The following is a 23,825-nucleotide window of genomic DNA, read 5'->3' on the forward strand; positions in this document are numbered from 1 at the left end:
ACGGGTTTAGGCCAGCAGCAGGCAGGCGTCCCAGCCCGATCGTGGGGCGGTGCCGGTGGCGGCGGTGTGCAGGGCGAGTGCCACGCCTGTGCTGCCTTCGAGTAGCCCGACGCTGCGTGGCGCGGTCTGAAGCTGCTCGACGAGCAGCCCGGCCAGGTGCGGTAGGCAGGCGCTGAGCTCGCTGGTGGTGGCGTCACCAGTTGCGCCCCAGGCGGTCTGCAGGAGTCCGGCGGCGCCGTGGCAGAGGCTGGGGTCGATGATCCGAGCGAGCTGGCCGGGATCGGTCAGGCAGCCGAGCAGCGCCGTCTCGGTGGTGCATTGGCGGGCGGTGTCGCCAGTGGCGATGGCGGCGAGCTGCTGGGCGCGTGCGATGCCAGGTGTGCCGTAGCACCAGGACGGTTGCAACGGACCTATCTGGTTGCAGTGTCCGGCGCGGGCTTCGTCGAGGGTGATCGTGCGGGGCCACCAAGGACCGGAGGGGTGGTCGTGTTGCCAGGCGTCCAGCCACGCGCAGATGCGGCCGATGGCCTGCCGGTGCCCGTCGACCACAACGCCGCGCCGCAGCGCCAGCGCGAGCAGCGCTAAGGGGCCGGTGATCCCGTGTGCCATGCCGAAGTTGCCGTGCCCGCCGGGATACTCGGCTGGCGGTTGGCCGGTGGGGCCGTGGTCGGTCCACCACCCGGGCAGCCCATCCCCGCCGGGCAGGGGTTCGGTGAGCCGGACGAGGTAGGCCAGCACAGCGGCCGTCACCTCGGCGTGCGGGGCCCGGTGGAGGTGATAGGCGCCGAGGCCGGTGAGGCCGCGGATCAGGTCGAACTCGGACAGGGCCGGCCGATCGCCGCAGTCGATACGGGCGTGCGCTGCGGCCAGGCGGGCGCGGGTCAACTGTTCCGTCGCGGTGTCGAGCTGGGTCAGTGCCCGCTGGTAGCGGCCCGTGTCCCCAGCCGCAGCGTGGGTGACGAACGCCAGGGCCGGGACGTCGAAGAACAAGCTGGCTGCGGGGCTGGCGTGCAGGTCAACGCTCGTGGCGGCGAAGAGCCAGGCGTGCGCGGTGCCCCATAGGTCGGGTTGGGTGAGGGCGCGTTCGATGTGCAGTAGTGCGACCCCGGCGGCGCCGTTGGCAAGCGACTGCGGTCGTGGCCGGTGCGTGCTGGCGTCGGTGGCGAGTGCGGTGTCAGGGTCGTGCAGACCTGCGGCGATGTCGTCGACCAGGGCCAGCAGTGACGGGTCCGGGTGGATCACGAGGTCACTTCCGTGTGGGCGGTGTGGCGTAGGGCGGCGGCGCGGGCGAGGCGGTGGCACATCCGCTCGGTCTCCGGCGCGATCCCGGACGTGCGGATGCAGTGCAGATGCAGCAGGGACGCCAGCACCGCGTCCGGCGCGAGTTCACCGGCGGAGGCGAGTGTGTCGCGGTAGGCGGCCAGCGTGGTCTGCCGTTGCGCCCAGGAGAGGGCGATTTGTTCTCCTCCAGGCAGTTGCTGCACGGCGGCCCAGTCGTCGCGTGGGTTGGCGAGGCGGAGCGCCTGGTTGTAGACCGTGCGATCCGGAGCGGGGATCAGGTCTGTGGAGATGTGCTCGATCATCCAGGCGGCGCCTTCGGTGGTGCCGCCGGTGAACGCGGCGGCCAGGTCGAGCAGACTCGCCGCGGTCAGCGCGCGGGCGTCAGCCGCATCCGGGCCGGCCAGGTGGGCGCGTTGGGCGATTGCGGCGGCGGAGTCGGCGGCGAACACCGTCTCGGCAGCGCTCATCGCGGTGCCGCTGCCGAAACGGCCGGTCTCCGGGCGATAGGTGTCCAGCTGCATCGTTGCGATCAGCCCGAGGCGCCGCAGCCCAGCTACCCAGGTGCCCACTTGGGCGATGGCCGGGCCGAACGCTGCGGTGTCGGGCAGCCGCACCCGCAGGCGGAGGTGGTTGTCCGGGTCGCGGTACGGCAGGAACCACCATTGCACTGGTCCGCCCCATGTGGACAGCAGTACCGGCAGATGGTTGATGAGCAAGGCGGTGTGGCGATCGGGATGCCCGTAGAGCTTGCAGAACAGCCACTCGCTGGCGCCGGGCAGGTGCCCGTCCTGTGCGGTCATCACGGCGACGGGTGCGGTGCGCGGTGAGATGGGCGGCCAGGCCCTGGAGTGGGTGGCCGCGAGCGGGACGATGATCTCGTGGGCGTGTCCGTCCAGCCAGCCGAAGGCGTCGGCGGCGGGGGCTTCGTGCACGGTGGCGTGCCCGTGGCGGTCCAACTGGGCGCGGAGCAGGTGCAGGTGCGCGGGTTTGTCCAGGTCCAGGCGGATGCGCTGGTCGTTGCCGCCCAAGCAGACCGCGGCGGGCACCATCATCCGGTCGCACCAGCGGGCCACGCACGCTGTCCAGTCCGGCCAGGATGCTCTCCGGTCGGGGAGGTCGGCCGCGGACAGTGTCCAGCGGGCGGGCGCGAGGATGGCGCGGCGGTAACGCAGCCGGGGCAGGAACGGCAGCTGCCCAGCCGTGCCCCACGAGAACGGCCCACACACCGCAGCCCGCGCGGTGGAGATCTCGCAGAGGAATCGCAACAGCGGATGCGCGAAGTTGGTGAACTCCACGGCAGAGAACACCTCCGGCTCGACCGGGCGCGCCCGCGAGCGGGACCATAGGTAGAACCGATGCGCGTCGCCGAGGACCACTAGGTCCTCCGGCACGAGCACGTCCTCCGCACGGTGTTCGCTCACCGCCAGAAGGTCGGGCAACACCTGTGGGCTGCGAGCGACGTTTTCGGTCTCGGCGTACAGCGGAGGACAGGACATCTGCACCCGCAGCGCGCCGTCGTTGACCATGGGCATCCCGGCGTACGCGCGGGCCATCCGATTCCGCTCGACTGCGTCGAGCAGATCGAGAAACCGGCCGGTGGTGGTTCCGGCGGCGCGGAACGCGCTGCTCACCGCCAGTTCAAACTCGCCCCGATCGAGCGCGGCCCGGCTCGGTGCGTGGACCTGCACGGCCAGTTCGGTGTGCGGCGGCCACTGCGCACGCCCCAGGTTCTCTACCTCCAGCCCCGCGATCGCGGCATCATCGAGCACGACCTCGACACAGCGATCCAAGGCCGCATTCTGCGCTAGCCGCAGCAGCGCGGCATCCCGTTCGGACACTCGCGGCGCGGGTCGTTCCAGGAGCGAATCCCGGTACCCAGCAGGGAAACCGAGTCCAATGTCGGGATTCACCAGCTCCAGCAGCGGCACGGCCGCGCCGATGCCGTAGCGCTCCAGGAAACGGGCGTGGTAATCCAGCCAGACCGGCTTGCCGAATGGGTGCGGCGTAAGGCGCGCTAGCGCCGCCGCCGCTCGGGTGCCCTCGGTGGCCACCGCGCGGGGCAAGACAAGCTCGGCATCGGCACGCAGGTCGACCGCCAGCGGCCGGTCGGTACCGGCGACGTCGCTCATCGCCCGGGTCACGGTCGTCCGCAGCTCCCGCGCTTTGGCCAGGTCAGCGGTGCGGTCGTGCTCGGCCAGGCGGGCGTGCAGGTCGCGCAGCTGCCCGAGCAGCGGCACCGCAGCGGGCACGTCCTCGACATTGGCGTCGACCAGTGCGGTCAGGACGTGGCCAAGTGGATCGGTGGCGGTCATCGGTGGGCGCAAGCTGCTGATCAGCACACGCTGGTCGACCAGCTGGCCCAGCATCTGTGCGATGACCGATTGCGGAGTGCTGGGGAACTCAGCACCGAGCAGGGCCGCGAGGTCATCCAGGCGGATCGGCGTGCGCGCGGCGCGGACGATCACCTCGATCGCGCGAGTATGACGGACCGACACCTCAGCCGGATCGGTGCGGCTCATTGCAGGAGCGGGGTTTTGGCGCAGGCCTACGACCAGCCTGCCATCGCGCAGGGTCGTGACGTTGTTCAGTACCACCGGCAGTCGCCCGGCCAACGGTGCACTGTGCTCCAACTCAGTCACCACGCCGGCGAGCCAGACAGCGTTGACGCGGGCGGTGGCGCGGTGGTCATCGCCGATGCGGACCGTGGTGGCCGAACCGAACGCGGCCGGTGCGACTCCGGCGAACAGGCCGAACGGCGTTGCCCGGCTCGTTGCCCGCAGCCGATACCGCAGCAGCGAAACGACCGCGCCGCGCACCTGGCGGGGCCGCTGCTCGTGCCCTGCGCACACCGCGATCACTCGGCGGGCCAGGTCCGGGCTGGCGGCTTCGACCGCGTGCGCGAACGCCTCGTCCGCCCAGGCTCGACTTAGAGACCAGTTCAGAATGAGATGGCGTGTCGGCTTGGCTGATGCGGCTTGGTGCTCCACGATCGCCGGATGGGTGAGGAGGCGGTCCTGACCGACGAGCTGTGGACGCGCCTGCAGCCGTTGATTCCAGCGCGTGCACGGCGGTTTCGCCATCCCGGCCGCAAGCGCGCCGACGACCGGGCCGCACTGGAGGGCATTCTGTACGTGGTGCGAACCGGAATCGGCTGGAACCGGCTGCCCACAGCCTTGTTCGATGCCTCGGGTGCTACCTGTTGGCGGCGGTTGACCGAATGGCACGACGCCGGGGTCTGGCAGCGACTTCACGAGTTGGTGCTCGCCGAGCTTCGCGCTGCGGGCCTGCTGGACCTCTCGGCCGCCTTGGTGGACTCCACGCACTTGCGGGCGCTCAAAGGGGGGACCACACCGGGCCGAGTCCGGTCGATCGACGCAAGCCTGGCTCGAAGCACCACCTGATCACTGACACACACGGCACTCCGCTCGCGGTCACGCTCACCGGCGGGCACCGCAACGACGTCACCCAGTTGATCCCACTGATCGAGGCGATTCCGCCTATTCGAGGCGTGGTCGGCAAACCACGACGACGACCAGTGCGGCTCTATGCCGATCGCGGCTACGACCACGACAAGTACCGCCGCTTGGTGCGTGACCGGGGCATCATCCCGGTCATTGCCCGTCGAGGCGCCGAGCACGGCTCCGGCCTGGGAAAGGTCCGCTGGCCGGTAGAGCGAACATTTGCCTGGCTCAAAGGCTTCCGGCGATTGCGCATCCGCACCGAACGCCGAGCCGATGTCCACGAAGCCATCCTCAGCCTTGCCTGCTCCGTCATCTGCCTACGAAAAATCATTCTGAACTGATCCCTTAGCCAGTCGCGCCACTGCGGCACGTGCCCACCGGTCAGGTCCGGCCAGTCGCGTTCATCCACATCGGACAGTTGCGTCGCCAGCCGGAGCATGACCGCATCGATGACGGTGAACAACCTCAACAACCCCCTTCAGATGAACAACGGCCTGGCGGGCGAGGTGTCGGGCACCCGACGCCAGGCCGTCACCACACGCGGCGTCAGCAGGTGCTGTTCGAACAGGCGCTCTGGCAGGACGAGCCGCAGTTGTCGTCGGTGTTGCGCATCAGGTCAGCCACCACGGGCCCGGACGCGACGATGCTGATGTCGAGGTCGAAGTCCGTGTCCGGCGCAGCGGCCGGGGTCGGTGTGTCCAACTGGATCGTCATTGCGATTCTCCTTTGCAGGCTGGGTGAATCTCCGGATAGGACGATCTGGCGCGCGTTGTCAGGACGATGTCGGGTGCGGCCAGGAGATCAGGACGCGCGTGTGCTTCTTCTCGATCAGGCGGCCTTCAGGAATCTCCGCGTCCGGAGTTGCGGCAGGGAAGATTTCGACCCGTGCGCCGGGTCCGCGCCTGTGCGCGCGGTCCCACTCGCGGATCAGCTCGACGTACTCGCCCGCGATCCGGTCGGCGTCCGGGCCGTGGCCGTAAACGACGAATTCGAACGCCGTGCGGTCCTCCGAGGTCGCCTGCGAGGCCCGGTAGGCGAAGCTGCCGCCCGCCAGTGCTGTCTTGGCACCCATGCGGGCGGAGCGCTCCACCAGACCGGCCTCAATCGCAGCAGGCTTCGCCACAAGCAGCCCGAAGTCATCCAACGCGGTGGCCAGCCACAGATCCAGGTCGTCGAAGGGCTCGAACCCGCCGACCTCAACCCCCGAGGAGTGCTCCACCCGGGGTGTGGTCAGCGCGGCGCGCAGGCCCTCGGCATCCACCGGCTGGTCGTCGTCGACGCGCAGCCCAACGTCCTCGCCGTGCAGGAGCACCAACTGCTCGGCGTTAGCCCCGGCTCCCTGCATCGGGACGAATCCGCACAGCTGATAGTTCGCGGCGACCAGCCTGTTCTCCTCGCGGGCGAAGGCGAAGGACCGGGTCAGGCCACGCAGGCGCAACGGCACGACGAGCAGCCCGTCCTCGGCGAGCTGGTCGGTCCACGCTGGCGGGACGTCCCAGGCTCCGACAGTGACGATGATGCGATCGAACGGCGCGTGCTCGGGCACGCCGCCCTCAGCATCAACCTGCAACACCCGGACCTGCGGATACCCGGTCTCGGTCAGGTACTCCTTCGCGCGGTCGACCACGAACTGGTCGATGTCGACCGTGGTGACCTCGCCGTCCGGCCCGACCAACTCAACGATCAGCGCCGCGTTGTACCCGCCGGAGCCGATCTCCAGAACGCGCATCCCAGGGCGAATATCGGCCTGCTCCAGCATCAACGCTTGGATCCGCGGCGCGGACACCGAGCTCAGCGCCAGGCCGTTCTCGTCACGCTTGGTGATCACGACATCGTCGCGGTTGTAGACCTGCTCCAGCGGTGCGCCTGGCGCAAATCCTTCCCGCGGTACCGTGGCAAATGCGTGGCCGACCTGGTCAGCGTGGAAGTCACCGTGACTGCGCATGTCCTCGACCATCGCCGCCCGCAGTGCGTCTGCGCGCTCGGATGTCGCCGCGTCGTTGTCTCGTAGTGTGTTCACTCAGTCACTTTCTCAGTAGATGGTTCTGGGCATGCGGAGGCATGCGGCCGGCCGGGGTCAACTCGTCGGTGGCCTGATCACACGGTTCTGCCCGGCCAGCTCAGCGAGACCCGCGCACAGTGGTGGCGGCGTCTGGACAAATACAGGCTCCCCGTGCCCACCTGGCTCCGGAAGCGCCAAGACACCGCGGATCGCCCAGATCGGTTCGCCCGCGAAGGCCCAGGTAACCCGAATTGGGTCGAACGGGTCGCCGCCCTGCGGAAGTGGCGCCCTGTAGGCCAACGCGGTGCCAGCGTCGAAGATCGCGATGACGTCGACGATGCCGCCGCGCCAGGTGAACAAGGAGGCGTGCACCTTCGGGGCTCGACGATCGGGAAAGTAATGATGTGTCCATCGGCGGCGTCGAAGCTCTTCGAGCCATTCGTCCAGCAGATTCGAGTCCATCGCGACGATCACGCCATACACCAGACGCGGGTCGCCTGGAGACGCCCCGGCCCCGAGGCGCGGGCCGGGCAACCCTGTCGGAGGAAGCGCGGCTGGTCGTATGTCGGGAAACAGTCGACCGTCGATCGGGGCCAGGGCGTCATGTGATCAAGAGTCGGCCCAGACCGCTGACACGCGGAGGGCAGATCACAGGGCATCGCCGGGCATGTGAGGGCAACCCCGGACAGATCAATCATCAGCCAGTGCTTGCGCCGTTAGACTTTGCGCACCTGTCGGGAGGTGACGCGTGCAGCGCAACGAACTGCTGCAAGAAGCTCGTGAACGCACGCCCTCTCGGACTTTGCCAGGCGAACCGATGTCTCGCCGAGAGTTGGCCGAGGCCGTGAATGCATGGCTGTGGCAGTCCACGGGCCAACGGTATGACCTGGACGCTCACACGATCGCCCGATACGAACGCGGCGCCGTCCGCTGGCCGAATGCGCATTACAGGGCCGCCTTGCGCCACGTCCTGCGAGCGGTTGACGACGCGGCACTGGGGTTCGCACAGCCCGGCACGGAGATGCCGACGCGGATGGACAGGCCACAGGACAGAACGTCGCGCATGGATGTCGAGGTGGTGCTCATGGACGCGGCCGATGAGTCGAGCGAACTGCTGGCGCGAGTCGAGGCCACGAACGTCGGCGACATGACCGTGGAGCAGTTGCACGCCGACGTGCGCCAGATCGCCACCACCTACCTGAAGGTCCCCACACTGCCCTTGTTCGCCCGCACCCGCGCCCTGCGCGACCGGGCATTCACGCTCCTCGACGGCCGTCAACGGCCTACACAGGCCCGCGAGCTGTACGCGGCGGCCGGATGGTCCCTCACGCTGCTCGCATGGATGACGGTCGACTTGGGCCGGCCAGACATCGCCGAGACCCACGCACGCACAGCGTGGGCATGCGCCGAGAACGCCGACCACAATGGCCTGCGCGCCTGGGTTCGCGCCACGCAGCACACGGCCTCGTTCTGGCAGGACGACTTCGAGCGCGCCGCCCAGTACGCCGCCGACGGGCTGACCTACGCCACCGGCACCGCGTCCACGTTCCTGGCCAGCGCCTACGCCCTCGACCTCGCCCGGACTGGCCGAACCAAGCAGGCACGTGACGCGCTAGTAACCGCTCAACGAACCGTTGAAGTGCAGGACGGCCACATTGACGACCTCGCTGGACCGTTCACCTGTCGTGTAGAGCGCGCTGAAGGCTTCTGGTCAGATGCCGCGTTGGCTCTCGGCGAACCGGCGGTCACTGCCGATCACGCGGACCGTGCAGTAGCACGGTTCGAGGCCAGCCCGGACGACCGGCGAAACCCCGGATCCGAACGCATGGTGCGACTCCAGCAGGTTCGAGCCCGGCTCGCGCTTGGCGAACTGGACGGCGCAGCCGACGCCTTGGCTCCCGTGCTCGCGACCGCGCCGGAGCACCGAGTAAGGCCGTTGCTGCATCGCCTCGCGGAGGTGCGTAAGGCAGCCGCCGGATACACCGCCGAGCCGCTCGCAACGCAGATAGGGGACGGAATCCGCGAGTTCGCTCGACACCCTGTCGTCGCCGAACTGACCAGCTGAACAGGAGGTTCAGTGTCGCAACTGGAACCGATGCGAGACCACTGGTGGTGGCGACCCGGTTGGAAGGTGGGCCGGTCGTTCTACACCTGGCACATCACCTTTGCTGACCAACCTGCCGCTGCTGAGCTGGTCGACGCCTACGCGCCCGCGCTCAGCCAGCTACCGACGCTCGACCCGGTTCCGTTGCGCTGGCTGCATTTGACGATGCAGGGCATCGGGTTCACCGATGAGGTCGACCGCGGCGATGTGGATCGGATCGTTTCCGCGGCACAGAAGCGGTGCGCTCAATTGGAGCCCTTCACAGTGACGATCGGGCCGGCTCACGCGGACCCGGAGACAATCCAGATGCCAGTTCGCCCGATCGAACCGCTTGCCCGTGTCCGGCAAGCGATCCGCGACGCGATCGGCGAGGTGTGGGGAGCGGAGAACGTCCCAGAGCCTGCCGACGGGTGGCGCGCGCATGTCTCACTTGGCTACTCCAACAGCGCGGGTCCAGTCGAGCCCGTTGCAGCATCGGTTGCCGCGCACGGGAAACACACCGCCGAGGTCACCGTGGCGGCCGTATCACTGATCGACTTGAACCGAGACAACAAGGCGTACGAATGGACGGAAGTCGCGACTGTCCATATCGGCCTCCTATGACCTGAAGACGTAGCCGACCAAGTCAGCAACTGGGGAGTTATCGCGAGCGACCCCCGTTTCCCGGTTGTGCAGGCGGTGTGCGAGTTGTTGATGGCCGATCAAGGCCGTGCAGTCGGTTGGTGACGAAAGGCGCTCGCGACACCAACTCCATGCCGGGCTCTGGCAGCACAGGAGAGCCACATTCGCCAGTTCGTTGCGCGGTGCGCAGGATGGGATGGTCGGCCAACTGGTCGGCGGCAGTCGCGATCTGCTGGCGAGCTGATGCCGTTGGCGGTGGCTGACGTCGGTCAACAGCGAGCTGCAGGATCTTGACAATGGACCAGATCAAGAGCACGACTGCGGCCAACACAATGGGTGCGGGGTCCTTGCAGGCGGCGGCTGCGCGGGTAGCGGCCACCAGCAACGGCAGCGCGACGCCTCGCTGGCGCGGTTGAGGGCGACGCTGGTGTCTTTCGAGTTGCGCGGCACGGGCGAGGTGGTCGGCTGTTCGTTGCAGGCGGTCGGGCTCGGGATCGAAGCGGGCCAACGCAACGATGAGGTCAACAATCTCGCCGACGGTGTGGCTCCATCGGTCGCGATCGTGGGCGACGTGTTCTTCGACTGCTGGCTGAGCCGCTTCAAGGAGCCGGGTCAGCTCTCTCCATGCGGCCTGTGTTCGATGCACATCGCCGGTGTTGACCGCATGTTCGCCGGTCCAGAACTGCTCCGCGATGGCGTCCCAGCGCAGGCCGTGGTCCTCCCAGCGGGCGCGGAGCCGAGGCAGACTCAGGTCACGACGCAGGGTGGAGCCAGAGAACCACAATGGCTCGGTGTCCTCCTCGTCCGCGCTCAGAGCGACCGCGTAGCCGATGACCTTGTCCTCTGAGAGGCGAGGCTTGTAGCGCACGTCGGCGCGCTGCAGGTGCGCGAGAAAGTCAAGCTCACTGCCAGCCATGGCGGCGGCTTCGGCTACGAGCTGAGTCAGCCGTTGCCGATCGGTGCGGTTGCCTGCCCTCGCCGCGCGTTCCAACTCGGCGCGGGAGGTGGCTTTGCGGCCGGCACCTGCTGGAGCGGTACGTATGAGGTCTAGGCGTTCCTCGACGGTCAGACACCAGGACCGCCATCGTGGCCAGTCGCGATAGGTGTTCGCGATTGTTCCATCGCCGCGCACAAGGTTGATCAAGAGATGGACGTGGTCGTTGCCTTCGACCGACAGGCCATGGTGGACGGCCACCCAGCGGCAGCCGCCGACGCCGCCCGTGTCCGGTCCGAAGCCCATGTGCTCGATCGCCTCGTCGATGAGCGCTTGCCACACCTCGTCGCCGAGTTGGCCGTCGGCTCGTGGCACGGACAGCACGACGTGGTAGACGTGGCCGTCAGCAACGTGGACCTCATGTCCAGTCATGGCTGCGTCGATGTCACGGGCTAAACGTGGCAGCCACCCGCGGTGACCGACCAGCTGGGCGAACGCGCCGCCTTCGAGCCACTCCGGATCCCAGGCGGCGACCAGGTGTGGATCGGTGTGTTCGTTCGCCTTGCCTTTGCCGAACAGGTAGCGCAGCAGGCCTTGGGTGTCACTGCCGCGCTTCCCGTTCTCGGGCGCCTTGGCGATCACCGGCGCGAGCGATCGGCCGGATCGATCGCTTTCAGGATCTCCCGGTGCTGATCGAGCGTCGCCTGGAGGTAGCGCACTGCTCCAGTAAGCACGTCCGGCAGTTCGCCCGTCGTGTTGGCCGCAGCCGCCATCTGGTTCAGGTTGGTACCGATTCTGATCAATCGCGTCTCGACGACGTCGAGACGCTCAGCCCACCAGCGTTGCTCGCGCAAGCTCCAGCCACCAGTCGACCGACGCAACGCCGACTCGATCAGGTACCGCGGCAACGACAGGCGCGCTGCGGCGGCACCGACAACCAAGCGAGCGTACGTCTCGGCCGTCGTCCGCACGTTGATCCGGTGCGGCGAGCCTCCCGGCACTCGCCGCTGACGACGCGCCTCCTTCCGGTTACTCATGACGCTCGCTCCTGGCGTCGTCGTGAGTGGACACCCGATCGGGTGTCCTGTTTTCTAACTTGCTGCCCGACCTCACCTGCGGCGTCCTCGCCGTTGAGAATCGCGGCAATTCGCACTCGCTGCCGCGCACTGAACGGCGGCGCGGCACGAACGATTTGATCTGCGTACTCATCGATGTCGTCTCGTCTGGACGGCCTCGATGTCCCCCTTTTCTCTGCCACAGCGTGGCCTTTCCGATGACGGAGGACCGTGGCGGCTGCGTGATTACAGCGCTCCCCCGAGGCGAACGCAGCCCGGCACGGTCCTCGCCGCACACGGCGACGAGGGACGCGCAAGGTTGGGCGCACGGGCCAGCCGAGGCTCGGCGAGCACCAGTTGGCCGGGCGGCTTCACCACACGAGCGGGGCGGTTCTGGGGTGCAGGCCAAGTCGCCGAGTTCTGCGGCGTTTGCTTCGCTTCGAGGAGCTGGCTCAGCACCAGCAACACCATGAACGGATGAGTTCGACTGGCAGTTAAGACCAGTAGAGCCAGGAACCTGACAAGCAACAAGGCCGCTTCCGCTTGATTGGCCATGCTTCTGCGGTCTGGTGGCTCCAAGTGCCATTCGTGGCACAGCACGTCACGGGCGTCGGGCATGAGTGCGCCTTCAGGACCGAGCCTCATCAAGTCCTGGTGGACTGTGAACGGCAGGTCTTCAGCGCGATCCAGCAGTCTGCGACGCTTCGGGTGATTGCCCGCAAGGCGCGCTCTCGCAGTCTTGTCACTCGCGACGAAGGCCTTGAATCCTTCGATCAGACCGCGCGGCGCGTCCTCCGGGCTGCTCTCCCGGAGCGCCTTGCGAATGTCGCGCGCCGAGTAGCAGAAGCGCTGCTCATCCCCCACGAGACCAGAGTAGACAAACTCAAGCCGCGGTGCCGTCGTCCCGCACGAACCAGATCTTGACGGACTCGGGTTTGAAGCCCGGCCCACCTCGCATGCCTGCTACCAACTCCAGCTGGAACCCCATTGCTGCCAGCAACGACCGTCGCTGTGCCGGTTGCAAACTAACCCAGCGTTCCTTCGCGTTCGGTCCGACCATTTCGGCCACCAGCGAGGCTGGCATACCAGGTACTGACTTCTCGACCTGCTTCTCCAGCTCCACCAGACGCGTCCGGTGGCGCGCGGTTGAGCGATGGAACTGCTCGCGCGTAATGAGATCAGCGTCGTAGTCATCGGCCAGCTCGAGAAGCTTGCTCTCGACGGCGCGGATCTCGTCGCGGGTCTGCTGCGCAGCGGTGTCGTCCCGCCGAAAGAGATCCCGCGCGTCGGGCTGGGCGAGCCGCTTGAGTACTACCCGCTCCACCAGGTCGTCGACCCACTCCTTCCGTCGCCCAGTACAGCCATTCGGGTTACATACGTAGGTGGGGTGCCCGCTCTTCTGCACCACCCGTAGCCGCCCGCCGCACTTCCCGCATCGTGCGATGTCCGGCGCAAATGTGAGGTAGTGCTGCCGCGCGCCGGATTTACTGGTGGCGCGCGCCGGGTCACTGAGCAGCGTTCGCAGCTCGCTCTGTTGTGCCTCGGTGACGATCGGTGGCCAGGCAGCTGGAAGGATCTGCTCGTCCTCCCTGCCACGGTGGTGAACGCGCTTGCCGCAGTTCGCCCATCGCATCGCGATCGAACGCACCGACGAGGAACTCCAGACGTCTGGACGCCCCCGCTTCGGCTCGCGGCCGGCGGCTACTCGTGGCGGAGGGATCTTGCGTTGGTTCAGGTCAGCAGCCATCTTCGTGAGGCTCTCGCGCGCGAGGAGCCGTTCAACGATCTCTTTCACGATTGCGGCCTGCTCGGGATCCAGTTCGTCGTGGAAGCGGATTCGCTTGCCACCACGGCCAAACTCGTTGACTCGTCGCCACCCGTAGAGCACATGACCAGAAGCCTGCCCGGCCTGAGCACGTTCCAGCGCAGCCGAAGCGACACGCTCACTCTTCAGCTCGGATTCGAGCGTGTCGGCCTCGCCCATCTGCGCGGCGAAAGAGCGGCCCATTGGCGTCGTGAGATCGATGTCGTTGCCCTTGATCAGCGTGATGGACACCCGTCGCTTCGACAGTAGCTCGATCGCCTCCGCGCGTTCGCGCCGGTTCCGCCAGAGCCGGGAGAGCTGGTAGGCGACGATGCGAGTGAACTGGCCTCGCTGTGCATCCTCCAGGAGGGCCTGGTACCTCGGTCGGTAGGCACCGTGCAGGGCTGAGATGTCGTTGTCGGCGTACTCGGCCGCGACCGTCCAGCCACGCTGTTCGACCAGGTCGTGGGCCTCGCGGAGCTGCCGCTCGACACCCTTCTCCAGGCCGAGCACGTCCTCCGAGATCCGCGCGTAGACCGCCACCCTCTCCTGCATGGCTCCAGGCTACCGTTTTTTTCACCGCTGACGTGATACTCTGTTCCCCGGCGGCGTGGGCAAGACCAACTCCCCCGAGGACTTCAAGTCACTCACCGACGACGTCGCAGCTCGCCTGTTCGACGTCCTGCCGGACGACACGTGGTTCTACCCCGGCCACGGCGACGACTCGACCTTGGGCGAGCAGAAGCCGCACATCGACGAATGGCGCGAACGCGGCTGGTGATCACTACTGTGAACGTGGTCGCTTGATGCTTGAGCGGCCACGTGCAGCACCGTGTAGCACCAGGTGCCACTCCCGGTTAGAATAGTGCCATGTCTGCGCAACCTGAGATCACGCAGCGAGACCTCCGCAACAGATCGAAGGAGATCATGGACGCCGTCGAAAGTGGACGGTCGTTCACCGTCACCCGCGACGGACACGAGATCGGCGAACTGATTCCACTGCGCCGACGTCGGCGGTTCGTCTCGCGAGCCGAGTTCGTCGCCATGTCCCGCAACGCTGCACACGTCGACATCGACGCCTTCCGTGCCGACCAAGAAGCCGCACTGGATCAGGAGCCCCGAGACCCCTATGAGCAGTAGCTCGCACGAGCAGGGCCTGCTCGACACCAACATCTTGATCTTGCGCCGCTGGATCGACCCCGCGGAACTCCCGGACGAGATGGCCATCAGCGCCATCACGCTCGCCGAACTCTCCGCAGGACCGCACGAAGTACGGCGCAACGACGAACAAGACGCCTACGACGAGCACGTGGAACGTGCCCGCAGGCTCGACGTACTACAGCGTGCCGAAAGCGAGTTCGACCCCGTCCCCTTCGACGCAGAAGCAGCCAGGACCTACGGACGAGTATCCGCAGCGGTGATCGCCAGCGGACGCAAACCACGACGCAGGATGGTCGGCCTCATGATCGCCGCCACCGCCATCGCCGAAGACCTCCCCTTGTTCACCACCAACCCAGACGACTTCAAAGGGCTTCACGACCTGCTGACTGTCGTAGCGGTCACCCGGCCGACGGTCCCTCACCAGGCGCCATGACCGTGTCGTATCAACATGTTCACCGCTGACGCGACACTCTGTTCCCCGGCAGCGTGGGCAAGACCAACTCCCCCGAGGACTTCAAGTCGCTCACCGACGACGTCGCGGCTCGGCTGTTCGACGTCCTGCCGGACGACACGTGGTTCTACCCCGGCCACGGCGACGACTCGACCTTGGGCGAGCAGAAGCCGCACATCGACGAATGGCGCGAACGCGGCTGGTGACTGCACTTACGCGTGGAGCTCCGCACGGCGACATGGATGCTCCACGCGTATCAACACCATGAAAGGGCAACAGCCGATCAAGTTGTGACGCCTCACGCGCCCATCGTCTCGGTACCAGGTGGCGGGGTCACACCGATCGGGGTGAAAACAAAGGCAAGGTTTGCCTGGTCGAGAACGAACACCGTCAAGTCGTAGAACTTGCCCACCGTAATAGTCATCCGAGTCTGCGTGATAGCCGACAAACGTGGCAACACGTCCGTTCCGAATGCCGAAACAGCGTCAACCGAAGCGCATGTAGTGAACTACCGACACCGCTCAGCAATCGGGCTGGGGTCTGCACCGAACCAGCTGCGCCACTCACACGCACAAACGACGGCCCGTACCGGGTTGAACGCGTTTCCGGACGAGGTGAGGTAGATCTCCGCAGTCCTCGTGACGGAACCACCGCAGACGCCGTCTTTGACTACCGTCGTCGGAAGTTTCGCCACGGATCCCGTTTCGACGATCATCGGCAGCTGGAGATTGATTTGCGTGATGACGTCGTGCACTGACGCGGCGTCCGCTCCTGGACTGGAGTCAGCCGTAGTCGGCGCGGTCGCCGACGTCGGTGATGTCGTGCTCGTCATCCCCACGCTCGTCGGCAAAACATCATGACCACACGCGGACACGAACGCGAACGCCACACCAATTAGGAACCCAGTCAGCAGACGCAGGACTCCCCTTTCAACGCTGGTGCGCCTGTCGTCGAAACCGAGCCAAAGGTCGTTACTCAACGCAGCGTTCTTCATCCCATCGAGTGGTCGGACAGATCCTCCGGGAACAGCACGCATGGCTCACGAGTCACACGATGACAGCGCAAACGTTTCCGCGACTGGTGATCACAACTGTGAACGTGGCCGGTCGATCACTGTCACCCGCGACGGCCACCAGATCGGTGAACTGATCCCACTGCGCCGACACCGGCGCTTCATCTCACGAGCCGAGTTCGTCGACATGTCCGCAACGCGGCACATGTCGACACCGACGCCTGCCGCGCCGATCAGGAAGCCGCGCTCGACCAGGAGCCCCGAGACCCCTATGAGCAGTAACCCGCACAAGAAGTGAGGCTTGCTCGACACCAACATCTTGCCGCGATTGCTCGACGCGCCTGCTCGATCGAGCCATGCCAGCGCGACGGAGGTCAATATGAGCATCGAGGCCGTGATTGGGCGCGTCTCACCACCGATCGGAGGGTCGTAAGGCGTACGAGTGGACGGAGGTCGCGACTGTCCACATCGGCACTACGGCCGGGGGAGTTCGGATGCCACTTCGGCTAACCCGTCGAGGAACTCGGGCTGGGGATCTCCGCGAAGTGGCTCAGTTTCGGCGATCACCACCAGATCTCCAGATCTGCGTGAGTCGTAGTACCGTCCGGTGAACTTGACGCCCGCGGCTTCGACCAGCGCTCCCGCCAACGGTGACACGCTGCCCGTGCCGTAGGTATCGGCAAGCCACTGCAGTTTTCGAGCATTGTCGGGAGTGCTCATGCGCACCCACGACACAGCTAGGATCACCGAATTCCTGTCGTCGTCCCCCAGTGTGAACAGCATCCGGTCAAGCGAGCGGCAAGGCGTTCGGACGAAGAAATCCCGCACGTCGCCATAGGAGTTGACCACGCAACTCGCGGCTTGCTCGCCCACTTGTTTGAGTCGCCGGAACCCCATGTCCCGCCAGGCGTAGTCGCGCTTGCCCTGCTTCGCGTTTCCCTTGCCCCTGGTCACATTCGCTCTGACGGCCTGGCCGGTCGCGGACTGCGCCGAGGCTGCTCCGCCGGCTCCGGCTCCTGTGCCACCGCCCAGCGACAAGGTCCCGACAATCGATACCGCGACGACCATGCCTCCGCCGCCGCGCACCCATCGCCCTTTCGCATCGCGTGGTTGATTCCACCAGCCCATGCCCTCCCCCTCGGATAGGGACGAGTCGGATTCAACCGCACCACCAGCTCAAGAATGGACATCCCCAACAGGAGCACCCAATCGGAGCAATCACAACCCGCATTGATCTGAATTCCGGATATCCACTCGACCGACAATTCCCCCCGGCTGCCGCGACCAGCTGACCGGCACACGCCCTCAGTGGGATAGTGCACACCATGGACAAGATCGATCTGCCTTATCGGGGATGGGGCAACGGGGTCGTGCCGGTGAATCGCCCGTCATCAGAGGTGTCCGCCGTGCTCGAGATCCAAGGCAACTGGATGAGCGGCTACTCCGTCCACGGGTTGATCGACACGCCCGATCGTCTCGAACAAGGCGACATGTTGTGCTCGCAGAACTTCAGCAGTCGGCGGGTCCGTGCTGTCGTCCCGCCCGAGTACACGCACGTGAAGATCAGCAAAGGCACGCGGTCCAACGGGATCGCACGGTGGGTCATCGGCTTTCGTCCCGCCGACACCTGCCAGGAGCTACGTGGCACAGTTCGCGGCAGCCACCCTGACGTCGTGTACTACCAGGGACCGCGCACCAGCGTGACGTTCGAGGTTTCCAGCGAGGGCTACGCGCACCTTTACCGCTTCGCCGTCGACGGCACCGGCCGCGACGACCTCCACTACGTCAGCCTTGGACCGTTTCGCGGCCGGATCGAGCTGTCTGCCGGGCCGATCCTGCTTCAGGTGGACTGTCTCGTCCCCTGGTCGCTGACCATTCGGGACTGAACCGGTGGTCCGCTACGATGGCCCCGGCGAGTTCCACGCCCAACCTCCTGACCGGGTGCCCACGCCGCCCGGCTTTCGCGGAGGCAGAGGGGACCTGTGTGCCTCGGGACATCGTCTTCGTCATGCCTGACCAAGGCTGTCGTGGCATCTGGGTGCGTGGGGTCCGGGTGTCTTTGGCGACGGCCGAGGAGTTTGGTGATGACGTCACGCAAGCAGCTCAAGGCCAAAGTTCGTGCTCGCATGGCCAAGACCGGCGAGCGCTACACCACCGCGCTGGCCCATGTGGCCGGTGCTGCGCCGGTCGGCGGGTGGACGTTGCGCGGAGGTACGGACCCCGACGCGGCGGGCCTGACCGCCATGCTCGCCGCCCGCGGTATCTCGGGTCTGACCGAGGCGTTGGTGTTCGGTATCGGCGGCGGGATCGGCGCGGGTTACATCCTGTGGGAGTTCAAGCACGACAACAGCCGCCATGTGACGCTCGGCTTCGACAACTCGTGGCAGTACATCGGCCGCCGCACCGAGAAAGTCCTCACCCGCCTGGGAATCGCGGCCGAATGGCACCGCTCCGCGCCCACGGCGGCGAAGGCGTGGCTGACCGGCAAACTCGCGGAGGGCAACGCGGTGATGGTGTGGCCCGACCGCTACCAGATCGGCTACTGGGACCTCCCGCCCGCGCTGGACGGGCACGGCGGCCACCCGGTCGTGGTGTACGCCCTCGCCGGCGACGACCGGGTGTACCTGGACGACCGGAACCTGGCCGCGCTGACTGTCGCCCGCGCGGACCTGGACCGGGCTGTCGCCCGCGTCGGCAGCTGGAAGAACCAGGCGCTCGTGATCACCGACCAGGACCGCGAGCTTGACGTCGATGCCGCGGTCCGCGAGGGCCTGCGGGATGTCGTCGCGCACCTGTCGTCGAAGTCGGACTCGTTCTCGTTGCCCGCGTGGCGCAAGTGGTCACGGATGATGACCGACACCAAGGCTGCCAAGGCGTGGCCGCGGGTGTTCGCCGACGGGCAGGGGCTCGGCCTCGCGTTGCAGGGCGTCCAGGAGGGTGTGGACGGCCGGATCGGCGTCACCGGCGGGAACCTGCGGCCGTTGTTCGCCGACTTCCTCGATCAGGCCGGGCACTCCGGCCTGGCACCGCGGTGGCGGGAGATCGCCGAGATGTGGCACGCGTTGGGTGCGATGACCGAGTTCGCGAACATGGGCGCCCAGCTCGGTGCGCTCTACGAGGCGGAAACCGACGCGATCGCCCGCCTCCGGGCGGCCGTGGACTGATCGTCGCCGCAACGGCATCCCGGTGCGCGGCACCGGGATGCCGTTCGCTGTCAGGGAGCGGGAACCAGGGCGAGCGCGCCGAAGTAGTGCCCGCTGACCTTGCTCACGCCGGACAGGCCGGAGATCTTGACCGGCACCGTCGACCTCGGGTCCGAGGTGGCCACGCCGAGCTGGCCGTAGATGTTGCTTCCCCACGACCACAACGATCCGTCCGCGGTGATGGCGTAGCCGTTGTAGGCCTCACCGCAGCCGAGCCCCCGTGCGTCACTGATCGAGACTTGGGCCGGGGCGCGCTGGAAACCGTAGAGGGTGCCGTTGCCGATCTGACCGGAGTTGTTCGGTCCCCACGACCACACTGTGCCGTCGGACTTGCGGGTGTAGCGGTTCTGCCCGCAACCGTTGATCTCCACGACATCCGACAGCGTCGAGACCTGGATCGGTGACGCGGCCCGGAACGTGCTGGACGGTTCACCGATACCGAGCATGCCCGAGGCGTTCGCGCCCCACGTCCACACTGTGCCGTCAACCTTGAGCGCGAAGCCGTCCTCCGACACCGATCGGACCCCGGTGAGACCAGCCACCTGCACGGGCACGTTCGAGTAGCAATCCTGGCAGACCACGCCGTTGCCGAGCTGGCTCCGCTTGTTCTCGCCCCACGCCCACACTGTTCCGTCGGACTTCAGCGCGTACCCGTTGGAGTCGCCGGAAGCGATGTCCACCACGCCGGTCAGACCTACGACCTGCTGCGGCACGTTCGTGCCACCTTCGCCGTACTCCTGGCCGTCGCCGATCTGGCCCCTCGAGCCGTCGCCCCACGACCACACCGTGCCGTCCGACTTCAGCGCCAACGCGTTCTTGTAACCGGCCTCCACCTCGATGATGTTCGACAGTGCGGGCACCTGGAGCGGCGTGTTCCGCTGTTGGCCGCCCGGCATCACGAGTCCCGCACTGCCCCAGGCGAAGACGGTGCCGTCGGCGTGCACCGCGACGATCTCCGCGCTGAGCCCGCCGCCGATCCCGGTGATCCCCGGCAGATTCGGCACGGGTTCCGGATACAGTCTTGACTGGGCCTTACCGTCGCCCAGTGCGCCATTGCCGCCCATACCCCACGCGTGGACGCAGGATGTGTCGTTGCCCGCGCATGTGTTCGGTGACGGTAGCTGTGCCGCTGCCACCGGCTGACCAACGCCGGCGACGACAGCCAGGCTTACGAGTACAGCTGAAACGCGCACGTGGAACTCCCCCCGAGTGAAATGTCGACACCAACCTTGCCTGCCGCGGTCCACCGTGAGCCAGGGCCGCCAGGCGCAACCTGCCGTCGATCTTGCAACGACCGTCGGACCAGTGCGGTTGCGCCGAAACTCGGTATTACTTCGCGCGGGTCAGGCGGCTGATGGCGAGGTTGGAGCCGCCGCCGTGCAAAACCACACTGCCCAGGACACACAGCACTGTGGTCAGCAGGACGGTGTCGGCGGCGTCGCCTTCGGGCAGGCCGTTGTACGCGATCAGTCCGAACACGATGGTCGTGGTGCCGCGCGGCCCGAGCAGGCTGAGCAGCAGCCGGTCCCGCCACGGCAGCGACGACCTCGTCAGCGATGCGATCACCGGGACTATCCGGACGACTGTGAGGGCGGCCGCGCAGAACACGATGGCCTGCCAGCTCACGCCGACGGCGAACATGACCACGGCCGCGAGGCCGACGACGAACCACATCGTCATGGTCATCAGAGCCGTGACGTCTTCAAGGAGACCGAAGTCCTGCGTCAGCGCGGTCGGGGCGTGCGGGCGTTGGGTCGCGGGTGCGCGGTGCAAGCTGCGGGCGATGAGGAGACGGTGCAGGTAGCGGAAGGCGATCCCGCACACGAACGCGGTGACGAAGCCGTTCCCGTCGATCGCCACGGCCGCGCAGTAGGCGACGAGCGGCGTGAGCAGGACCGCGATCCGGCGCGACTGTGCCGTCATCCACCCGTTCCGGTCACAGCGGTGCATCAGCCACGCGACGGCCCCGCCGATCACGATGCCCGCGCCGAGAGCCTTCGCCGCTTGGGTCACCGCCATGGTGAACGCGTCCATCGGCATGGCCGCGGCGCCCTCGGTGGCCACGAGCATGGCGAACACGAAGACGGGCGAGATGATGCCGTCGTTGTAGCCGCCTTCGACGTTGAGCACGCTGCGCACTCGCGCGGGCAGCCGTCGGTCGCGTACGACCTGTTCACTGGGCGCGAAGTCGATCGGTACGACCACGCACGCGATGATCAGCAGGATCGACCAGGGCAGCCCGGGGATCAGCAGTGCGCCGAGCAACATCGCGACGACGACGCTCACCGGCATCGCGAGCAGCAGCACCCGCGTGACCAGGCCAGGCGAGTTGCCCCACAACCGTCCACCGCGGACCTCGGTGGCGTCGACGAACAACAAGAACGCCAGCGTGATCTCCGCGACGTGCTGGGCCACGGTCGTGTTGAGCGCCGCCGCGACCGAGTCCTCGACAGCCAGACCGATGAGGACACCCACGAGCACCATGACCGCCGGTGCGCCGAGGTTCCAGCGCGACAGCCGGACAGCCGCCAGTGATCGGGCTAGTGCGGCCACCGCGGCGGCCAGAAGCGCGGTCATCACTGTCGCGGCTGCCTTTCGACGTGTCGTGACACGGGTGTCCACACAGGAGGTTCCTCCTCGGTCCATTTGACATAGTGGTACTGATGCGCGGTTCGCGCTGATCGTAGGACGTCACGCGGCGGTTCGGCGTCTGGTGAGACGTTCCGAACGGACTGATCGTTTGCTTGTCCCCGCGAGACGGGCCACTAGGCTGGACCGGTGGCACGGGGACGACTGATCGCGCCGGACAAGCCAGCCGAAATGCGGCTCGACGTCGACGGCTGGCGCCGCCGAGGTGGGCACCGCCGCAGCGTGCACGTGACGACCGAGGAGTTCGTCGCCGCGGTGCACGCCGGTCTGCCCGACGAGCTGGGGCCGTGGCACCTGACCGGATCGGACTCCGGCCCCGGCGCCGACGGCCGACGCGAATGCCGAGCCTGGGCCGAGGACGACGTCAGCCTCGACCGGCACGGCCGGACCCCGTCCGGGCACCGGGCCAACATGTGGATCTGGTCGTCCGCGCTGACCGAGTCACACCCTCCGCTGTCAGGCGACGCGGCCTTCGAAACGTGGTGCTCCTACAACGGCTTCTTACTCGTGCAGTCCGTCACCGAGGACATCTGGCGCCCCTCCGCCAAGCGCCCCACGTCCCGGGACATCTCCGTCGTCGACGGCGTTCACACCGCCACGGGTGAGCTGATCGCCCATCCCCACTACCTGTCCGTCTGGCGCCGCATCGACCGCCGCCTCCGCAAGGCCGCCGACCAGCCAGGGCCCGCGTACGGACACCCGCTCTGTGACGGCACCCCTGGTCGTCCGCCGCTCTGGCGCAGGCAGAAGCAATGCTTGCCCTGCCGTCCCGCCGAGCACGGCTGGTCCGCGGAACACGTCACAGTTGACGCAGCTGTGACAAGTTGTGCACCGCTTGGTAATTTCCCCGCTCAGCGGCTCGCGTGAACCACAGCCGGGCCTGTTCCACGTTGTCATTCAGCAGCAGCAACCCGAGGTTGTTCATGGCCCCGATATTCCCAGACGCGCGGGATACGAAGTCGTTGTGGCGAGGGCGATCACCCGTGGTGAGCTGCACCGGGTCCGGCGGGTGAACCAGGTGAGCGGGTGGCGGTACTCCCCGAACGAACACGGTCGTCGCCCGTGCGCGTGTCCCGTGTGTCTGCCGCGAGGGGCGTTCAAGGCCGCGGACATCCGAGCCCGGTACGGCGATCCGCCCATGCCGACCAAGCCGGAGCTGGTGGCGCAAATGACGGCCGCCACCACTCCGGACGAGATCGGCGAAGCGCTGTGGTCGCTCGCTGCCCGCAACCGCGGCGACGCCAAGGATCTGGTTTACCTGCTCACGCATTCGGATCCGAGTGTCCGCGCCGAACTCGCGAACACACTCGTCGCCTACCGTGATCGGCAAGCCATCGAGTTGTGCGGCAGTTGACCGAGGACCCAGACGCGGATGTTCGTGACGCCGCCACAGCGGGCCTTGCCGAACGGACCGGCACCGACGCGTGAGTGGTGGCGCCGGGATCAGGACGCGGTCAAGGCCGGTTCCAGGTAAGGCGTCACGTTGCGCAGTGCACGTTCGACGTACTCCTCCTTCTCGCCGACAGGCGCGACGTAGTGCATCGCTTCCTTTGCGTCGTCGAGGTTGTGCAGCCGGGCGATGACCCAGGTGGCGAGGTAGGTCGAGGCGAGGCAGCCGCCCGCCGTGGCGAGGTTGCCGCGGGCGAAGAAGGGCTGGTTGAGCACCTCGACCCCGGCCGCGATGACCCACGGCTTGGTGGTGAGGTCGGTGCAGGCGGGCACGTCGGCCAGCAGGCCGAGTTTCGCGAGGACCAGCGCGCCGGAGCACTGCCCGGCCAGCAGTTGGCGTGCGGGGTCGAGCAGGCGCAGGGCGTTCATGATCTCGGGGTTTTCGACGACTTCGCGGGTCATCGAGCCGCTGCCGACGATGACGGCGTCGGCGGTGCAGGCCTCGTCGAGGTCGATCATAGCGTCGATGGTGACGCCGTTCATCGAACGCACCCGTGGCGTGGGGCCGGCGATCGACACCCGCCAGCCGGGTTTCTTGACCCGGTTGAGGATGCCGAGGGCGATGAGGGAATCGAGCTCGTTGTAGCCCTCGAAGGTCAGGATCGCGGTGTGCATGGCTGGCTCCTCCTCGTGTCCAC

General features: G+C 67.1%; 24 protein-coding genes and 2 pseudogenes. 11 read left to right on the forward strand and 15 right to left on the reverse strand.

Going from position 1 to position 23,825, the window contains the following annotated elements:
* Positions 1-6: 6 nt before the first annotated feature.
* Both AOZ06_RS40715 and AOZ06_RS40720 read right to left on the reverse strand, forming a co-directional pair.
* On the reverse strand, positions 7-1,242 hold the full coding sequence (locus tag AOZ06_RS40715) for a lanthionine synthetase C family protein (protein WP_157233517.1): 1,236 nt from the start codon (positions 1,240-1,242) through the stop codon (positions 7-9).
* A complete protein-coding gene (locus AOZ06_RS40720; RefSeq protein WP_169799052.1) occupies positions 1,239-4,268 on the reverse strand; it encodes a lantibiotic dehydratase in 3,030 nt (1,009 codons plus the stop codon). The genes AOZ06_RS40715 and AOZ06_RS40720 overlap by 4 nt, the downstream gene beginning before the upstream one ends.
* A 9-nt stretch (positions 4,269-4,277) precedes the next feature.
* On the opposite strand from AOZ06_RS40720, the gene AOZ06_RS55255 reads away from it, so the two are divergent.
* Positions 4,278-5,083, forward strand: a protein-coding gene (locus AOZ06_RS55255) for an IS5 family transposase (protein WP_157233231.1) whose coding sequence is annotated in 2 segments (ribosomal slippage) — positions 4,278-4,617 and positions 4,617-5,083 — 807 coding nt in all. Because the reading frame shifts where the segments join, the coding sequence is not laid out codon by codon here.
* A gap of 205 nt (positions 5,084-5,288) precedes the next feature.
* Here the strand turns inward: AOZ06_RS55255 and AOZ06_RS55260 are convergent.
* Genes AOZ06_RS55260 through AOZ06_RS40740 form a run of 3 tightly spaced genes read right to left on the reverse strand, consistent with a single transcriptional unit; the run spans position 5,289 to position 7,218 of the window.
* A complete protein-coding gene (locus tag AOZ06_RS55260; protein ID WP_083472260.1) occupies positions 5,289-5,456 on the reverse strand; it encodes an FxLD family lanthipeptide in 168 nt (55 codons plus the stop codon).
* A gap of 58 nt (positions 5,457-5,514) precedes the next feature.
* Entirely contained in the window at positions 5,515-6,762 is a 1,248-nt protein-coding gene (fxlM, locus tag AOZ06_RS40735; protein ID WP_083472261.1) for a methyltransferase, FxLD system, read from the reverse strand.
* Positions 6,763-6,819: 57 nt separating this feature from the next.
* Positions 6,820-7,218, reverse strand: coding sequence for a hypothetical protein (locus tag AOZ06_RS40740; protein WP_157233518.1), 399 nt, complete (start codon positions 7,216-7,218; stop codon positions 6,820-6,822).
* Positions 7,219-7,492: 274 nt separating this feature from the next.
* On the opposite strand from AOZ06_RS40740, the gene AOZ06_RS40750 reads away from it, so the two are divergent.
* Together AOZ06_RS40750 and AOZ06_RS40755 are read left to right on the forward strand one after the other, a co-directional pair.
* Complete coding sequence (locus AOZ06_RS40750) at positions 7,493-8,809, forward strand: hypothetical protein (protein ID WP_054294247.1); 1,317 nt, start codon at positions 7,493-7,495, stop codon at positions 8,807-8,809.
* Positions 8,810-8,821: 12 nt separating this feature from the next.
* The gene (locus AOZ06_RS40755) at positions 8,822-9,451 is read left to right on the forward strand and encodes a 2'-5' RNA ligase family protein (RefSeq protein WP_054294248.1); all 630 of its coding nucleotides are present in this window, start codon (positions 8,822-8,824) and stop codon (positions 9,449-9,451) included.
* Positions 9,452-9,488: 37 nt separating this feature from the next.
* Here the strand turns inward: AOZ06_RS40755 and AOZ06_RS40760 are convergent, their stop codons facing one another.
* The 4 genes from AOZ06_RS40760 to AOZ06_RS40775 all read right to left on the reverse strand — a co-directional run bounded on the left by AOZ06_RS40760 (position 9,489) and on the right by AOZ06_RS40775 (position 13,817).
* Positions 9,489-11,045: a relaxase/mobilization nuclease domain-containing protein gene (locus AOZ06_RS40760; RefSeq protein ID WP_054294249.1), complete on the reverse strand. Its 1,557-nt coding sequence runs from the start codon at positions 11,043-11,045 to the stop codon at positions 9,489-9,491.
* Positions 11,042-11,374: a MobC family plasmid mobilization relaxosome protein gene (locus tag AOZ06_RS40765; RefSeq protein WP_169799053.1), complete on the reverse strand. Its 333-nt coding sequence runs from the start codon at positions 11,372-11,374 to the stop codon at positions 11,042-11,044. The genes AOZ06_RS40760 and AOZ06_RS40765 overlap by 4 nt, the downstream gene beginning before the upstream one ends.
* 330 nt (positions 11,375-11,704) lie before the next feature.
* Positions 11,705-12,322, reverse strand: coding sequence for a hypothetical protein (locus tag AOZ06_RS40770; protein ID WP_054294251.1), 618 nt, complete (start codon positions 12,320-12,322; stop codon positions 11,705-11,707).
* Positions 12,323-12,341: 19 nt separating this feature from the next.
* The gene (locus tag AOZ06_RS40775; protein ID WP_054294252.1) at positions 12,342-13,817 is read right to left on the reverse strand and encodes a recombinase family protein; all 1,476 of its coding nucleotides are present in this window, start codon (positions 13,815-13,817) and stop codon (positions 12,342-12,344) included.
* A 34-nt stretch (positions 13,818-13,851) separates the two neighbouring features.
* Between AOZ06_RS40775 and AOZ06_RS55265 the strand changes: the two are divergent.
* The 4 genes and pseudogenes from AOZ06_RS55265 to AOZ06_RS57265 form a co-directional block, all read left to right on the forward strand.
* Positions 13,852-14,043 (forward strand): annotated as a pseudogene (locus AOZ06_RS55265) (MBL fold metallo-hydrolase); the annotation flags it as partial.
* Between the two features lie 89 nt (positions 14,044-14,132).
* Positions 14,133-14,402 carry a type II toxin-antitoxin system Phd/YefM family antitoxin gene (locus tag AOZ06_RS40780; RefSeq protein ID WP_054294253.1) on the forward strand — a complete coding sequence of 90 codons (270 nt, stop codon included), beginning with the start codon at positions 14,133-14,135 and terminating at the stop codon, positions 14,400-14,402.
* Positions 14,392-14,856, forward strand: a complete 465-nt coding sequence (locus AOZ06_RS40785) for a type II toxin-antitoxin system VapC family toxin (protein WP_054294254.1) — start codon at positions 14,392-14,394, stop codon at positions 14,854-14,856. The genes AOZ06_RS40780 and AOZ06_RS40785 overlap by 11 nt, the downstream gene beginning before the upstream one ends.
* Positions 14,857-14,888: 32 nt before the next feature.
* Positions 14,889-15,080 (forward strand): annotated as a pseudogene (locus AOZ06_RS57265) (MBL fold metallo-hydrolase); the annotation flags it as partial.
* 92 nt (positions 15,081-15,172) lie between these two features.
* On the opposite strand, the gene AOZ06_RS61450 reads toward AOZ06_RS57265, so the two are convergent.
* The 3 genes from AOZ06_RS61450 to AOZ06_RS40800 form a co-directional block, all read right to left on the reverse strand.
* Complete coding sequence (locus AOZ06_RS61450) at positions 15,173-15,298, reverse strand: hypothetical protein (RefSeq protein ID WP_257721442.1); 126 nt, start codon at positions 15,296-15,298, stop codon at positions 15,173-15,175.
* Positions 15,299-15,958: 660 nt separating this feature from the next.
* Positions 15,959-16,273 carry a hypothetical protein gene (locus AOZ06_RS57270; protein ID WP_054294256.1) on the reverse strand — a complete coding sequence of 105 codons (315 nt, stop codon included), beginning with the start codon at positions 16,271-16,273 and terminating at the stop codon, positions 15,959-15,961.
* A gap of 87 nt (positions 16,274-16,360) precedes the next feature.
* Positions 16,361-17,014, reverse strand: coding sequence for a hypothetical protein (locus AOZ06_RS40800; protein WP_063810204.1), 654 nt, complete (start codon positions 17,012-17,014; stop codon positions 16,361-16,363).
* 197 nt (positions 17,015-17,211) lie between these two features.
* Between AOZ06_RS40800 and AOZ06_RS40805 the strand changes: the two genes are divergently transcribed.
* Both AOZ06_RS40805 and AOZ06_RS40810 read left to right on the forward strand, forming a co-directional pair.
* A complete protein-coding gene (locus AOZ06_RS40805; protein ID WP_054294258.1) occupies positions 17,212-17,772 on the forward strand; it encodes a hypothetical protein in 561 nt (186 codons plus the stop codon).
* 198 nt (positions 17,773-17,970) lie between these two features.
* On the forward strand, positions 17,971-19,050 hold the full coding sequence (locus AOZ06_RS40810) for a BtrH N-terminal domain-containing protein (protein WP_054294259.1): 1,080 nt from the start codon (positions 17,971-17,973) through the stop codon (positions 19,048-19,050).
* Between the two features lie 50 nt (positions 19,051-19,100).
* On the opposite strand, the gene AOZ06_RS40815 is transcribed toward AOZ06_RS40810, so the two are convergent.
* Both AOZ06_RS40815 and AOZ06_RS40820 read right to left on the reverse strand, forming a co-directional pair.
* The gene (locus AOZ06_RS40815) at positions 19,101-20,336 is read right to left on the reverse strand and encodes an RCC1 domain-containing protein (RefSeq protein WP_335338321.1); all 1,236 of its coding nucleotides are present in this window, start codon (positions 20,334-20,336) and stop codon (positions 19,101-19,103) included.
* An 82-nt stretch (positions 20,337-20,418) separates the two neighbouring features.
* Entirely contained in the window at positions 20,419-21,666 is a 1,248-nt protein-coding gene (locus AOZ06_RS40820; protein WP_083472263.1) for a cation:proton antiporter, read from the reverse strand.
* 201 nt (positions 21,667-21,867) lie between these two features.
* On the opposite strand from AOZ06_RS40820, the gene AOZ06_RS40825 reads away from it, so the two are divergent.
* Positions 21,868-22,605 carry a hypothetical protein gene (locus AOZ06_RS40825; RefSeq protein ID WP_054294261.1) on the forward strand — a complete coding sequence of 246 codons (738 nt, stop codon included), beginning with the start codon at positions 21,868-21,870 and terminating at the stop codon, positions 22,603-22,605.
* A 97-nt stretch (positions 22,606-22,702) separates the two neighbouring features.
* On the forward strand, positions 22,703-23,092 hold the full coding sequence (locus tag AOZ06_RS40830; protein WP_054294262.1) for a HEAT repeat domain-containing protein: 390 nt from the start codon (positions 22,703-22,705) through the stop codon (positions 23,090-23,092).
* Between the two features lie 89 nt (positions 23,093-23,181).
* Here the strand turns inward: AOZ06_RS40830 and AOZ06_RS40835 are convergent, their stop codons facing one another.
* A complete protein-coding gene (locus AOZ06_RS40835) occupies positions 23,182-23,802 on the reverse strand; it encodes a DJ-1/PfpI family protein (RefSeq protein ID WP_054294263.1) in 621 nt (206 codons plus the stop codon).
* Positions 23,803-23,825 lie beyond the last annotated feature (23 nt).

The sequence above is a fragment of the Kibdelosporangium phytohabitans genome, assembly GCF_001302585.1.
In the GTDB taxonomy this organism is placed as follows: domain Bacteria; phylum Actinomycetota; class Actinomycetes; order Mycobacteriales; family Pseudonocardiaceae; genus Kibdelosporangium; species Kibdelosporangium phytohabitans.

Bases quoted from the DNA above. Each gene is read 5' to 3' on its own strand.
- AOZ06_RS55260 (WP_083472260.1), bottom strand. From the start codon at position 5,456: ATGACGATCCAGTTGGACACACCGACCCCGGCCGCTGCGCCGGACACG.
- AOZ06_RS40835 (WP_054294263.1), bottom strand. From the start codon at position 23,802: ATGCACACCGCGATCCTGACCTTCGAGGGCTACAACGAGCTCGATTCC.
- AOZ06_RS40820 (WP_083472263.1), bottom strand. From the start codon at position 21,666: ATGACCGCGCTTCTGGCCGCCGCGGTGGCCGCACTAGCCCGATCACTG.
- AOZ06_RS40785 (WP_054294254.1), top strand. From the start codon at position 14,392: ATGAGCAGTAGCTCGCACGAGCAGGGCCTGCTCGACACCAACATCTTG.
- AOZ06_RS40780 (WP_054294253.1), top strand. From the start codon at position 14,133: ATGTCTGCGCAACCTGAGATCACGCAGCGAGACCTCCGCAACAGATCG.
- AOZ06_RS40805 (WP_054294258.1), top strand. From the start codon at position 17,212: ATGGACAAGATCGATCTGCCTTATCGGGGATGGGGCAACGGGGTCGTG.
- AOZ06_RS57270 (WP_054294256.1), bottom strand. From the start codon at position 16,273: ATGCTCATATTGACCTCCGTCGCGCTGGCATGGCTCGATCGAGCAGGC.
- AOZ06_RS40800 (WP_063810204.1), bottom strand. From the start codon at position 17,014: ATGGGCTGGTGGAATCAACCACGCGATGCGAAAGGGCGATGGGTGCGC.
- AOZ06_RS61450 (WP_257721442.1), bottom strand. From the start codon at position 15,298: ATGACTATTACGGTGGGCAAGTTCTACGACTTGACGGTGTTCGTTCTC.
- AOZ06_RS40775 (WP_054294252.1), bottom strand. From the start codon at position 13,817: ATGCAGGAGAGGGTGGCGGTCTACGCGCGGATCTCGGAGGACGTGCTC.
- AOZ06_RS40810 (WP_054294259.1), top strand. From the start codon at position 17,971: ATGACGTCACGCAAGCAGCTCAAGGCCAAAGTTCGTGCTCGCATGGCC.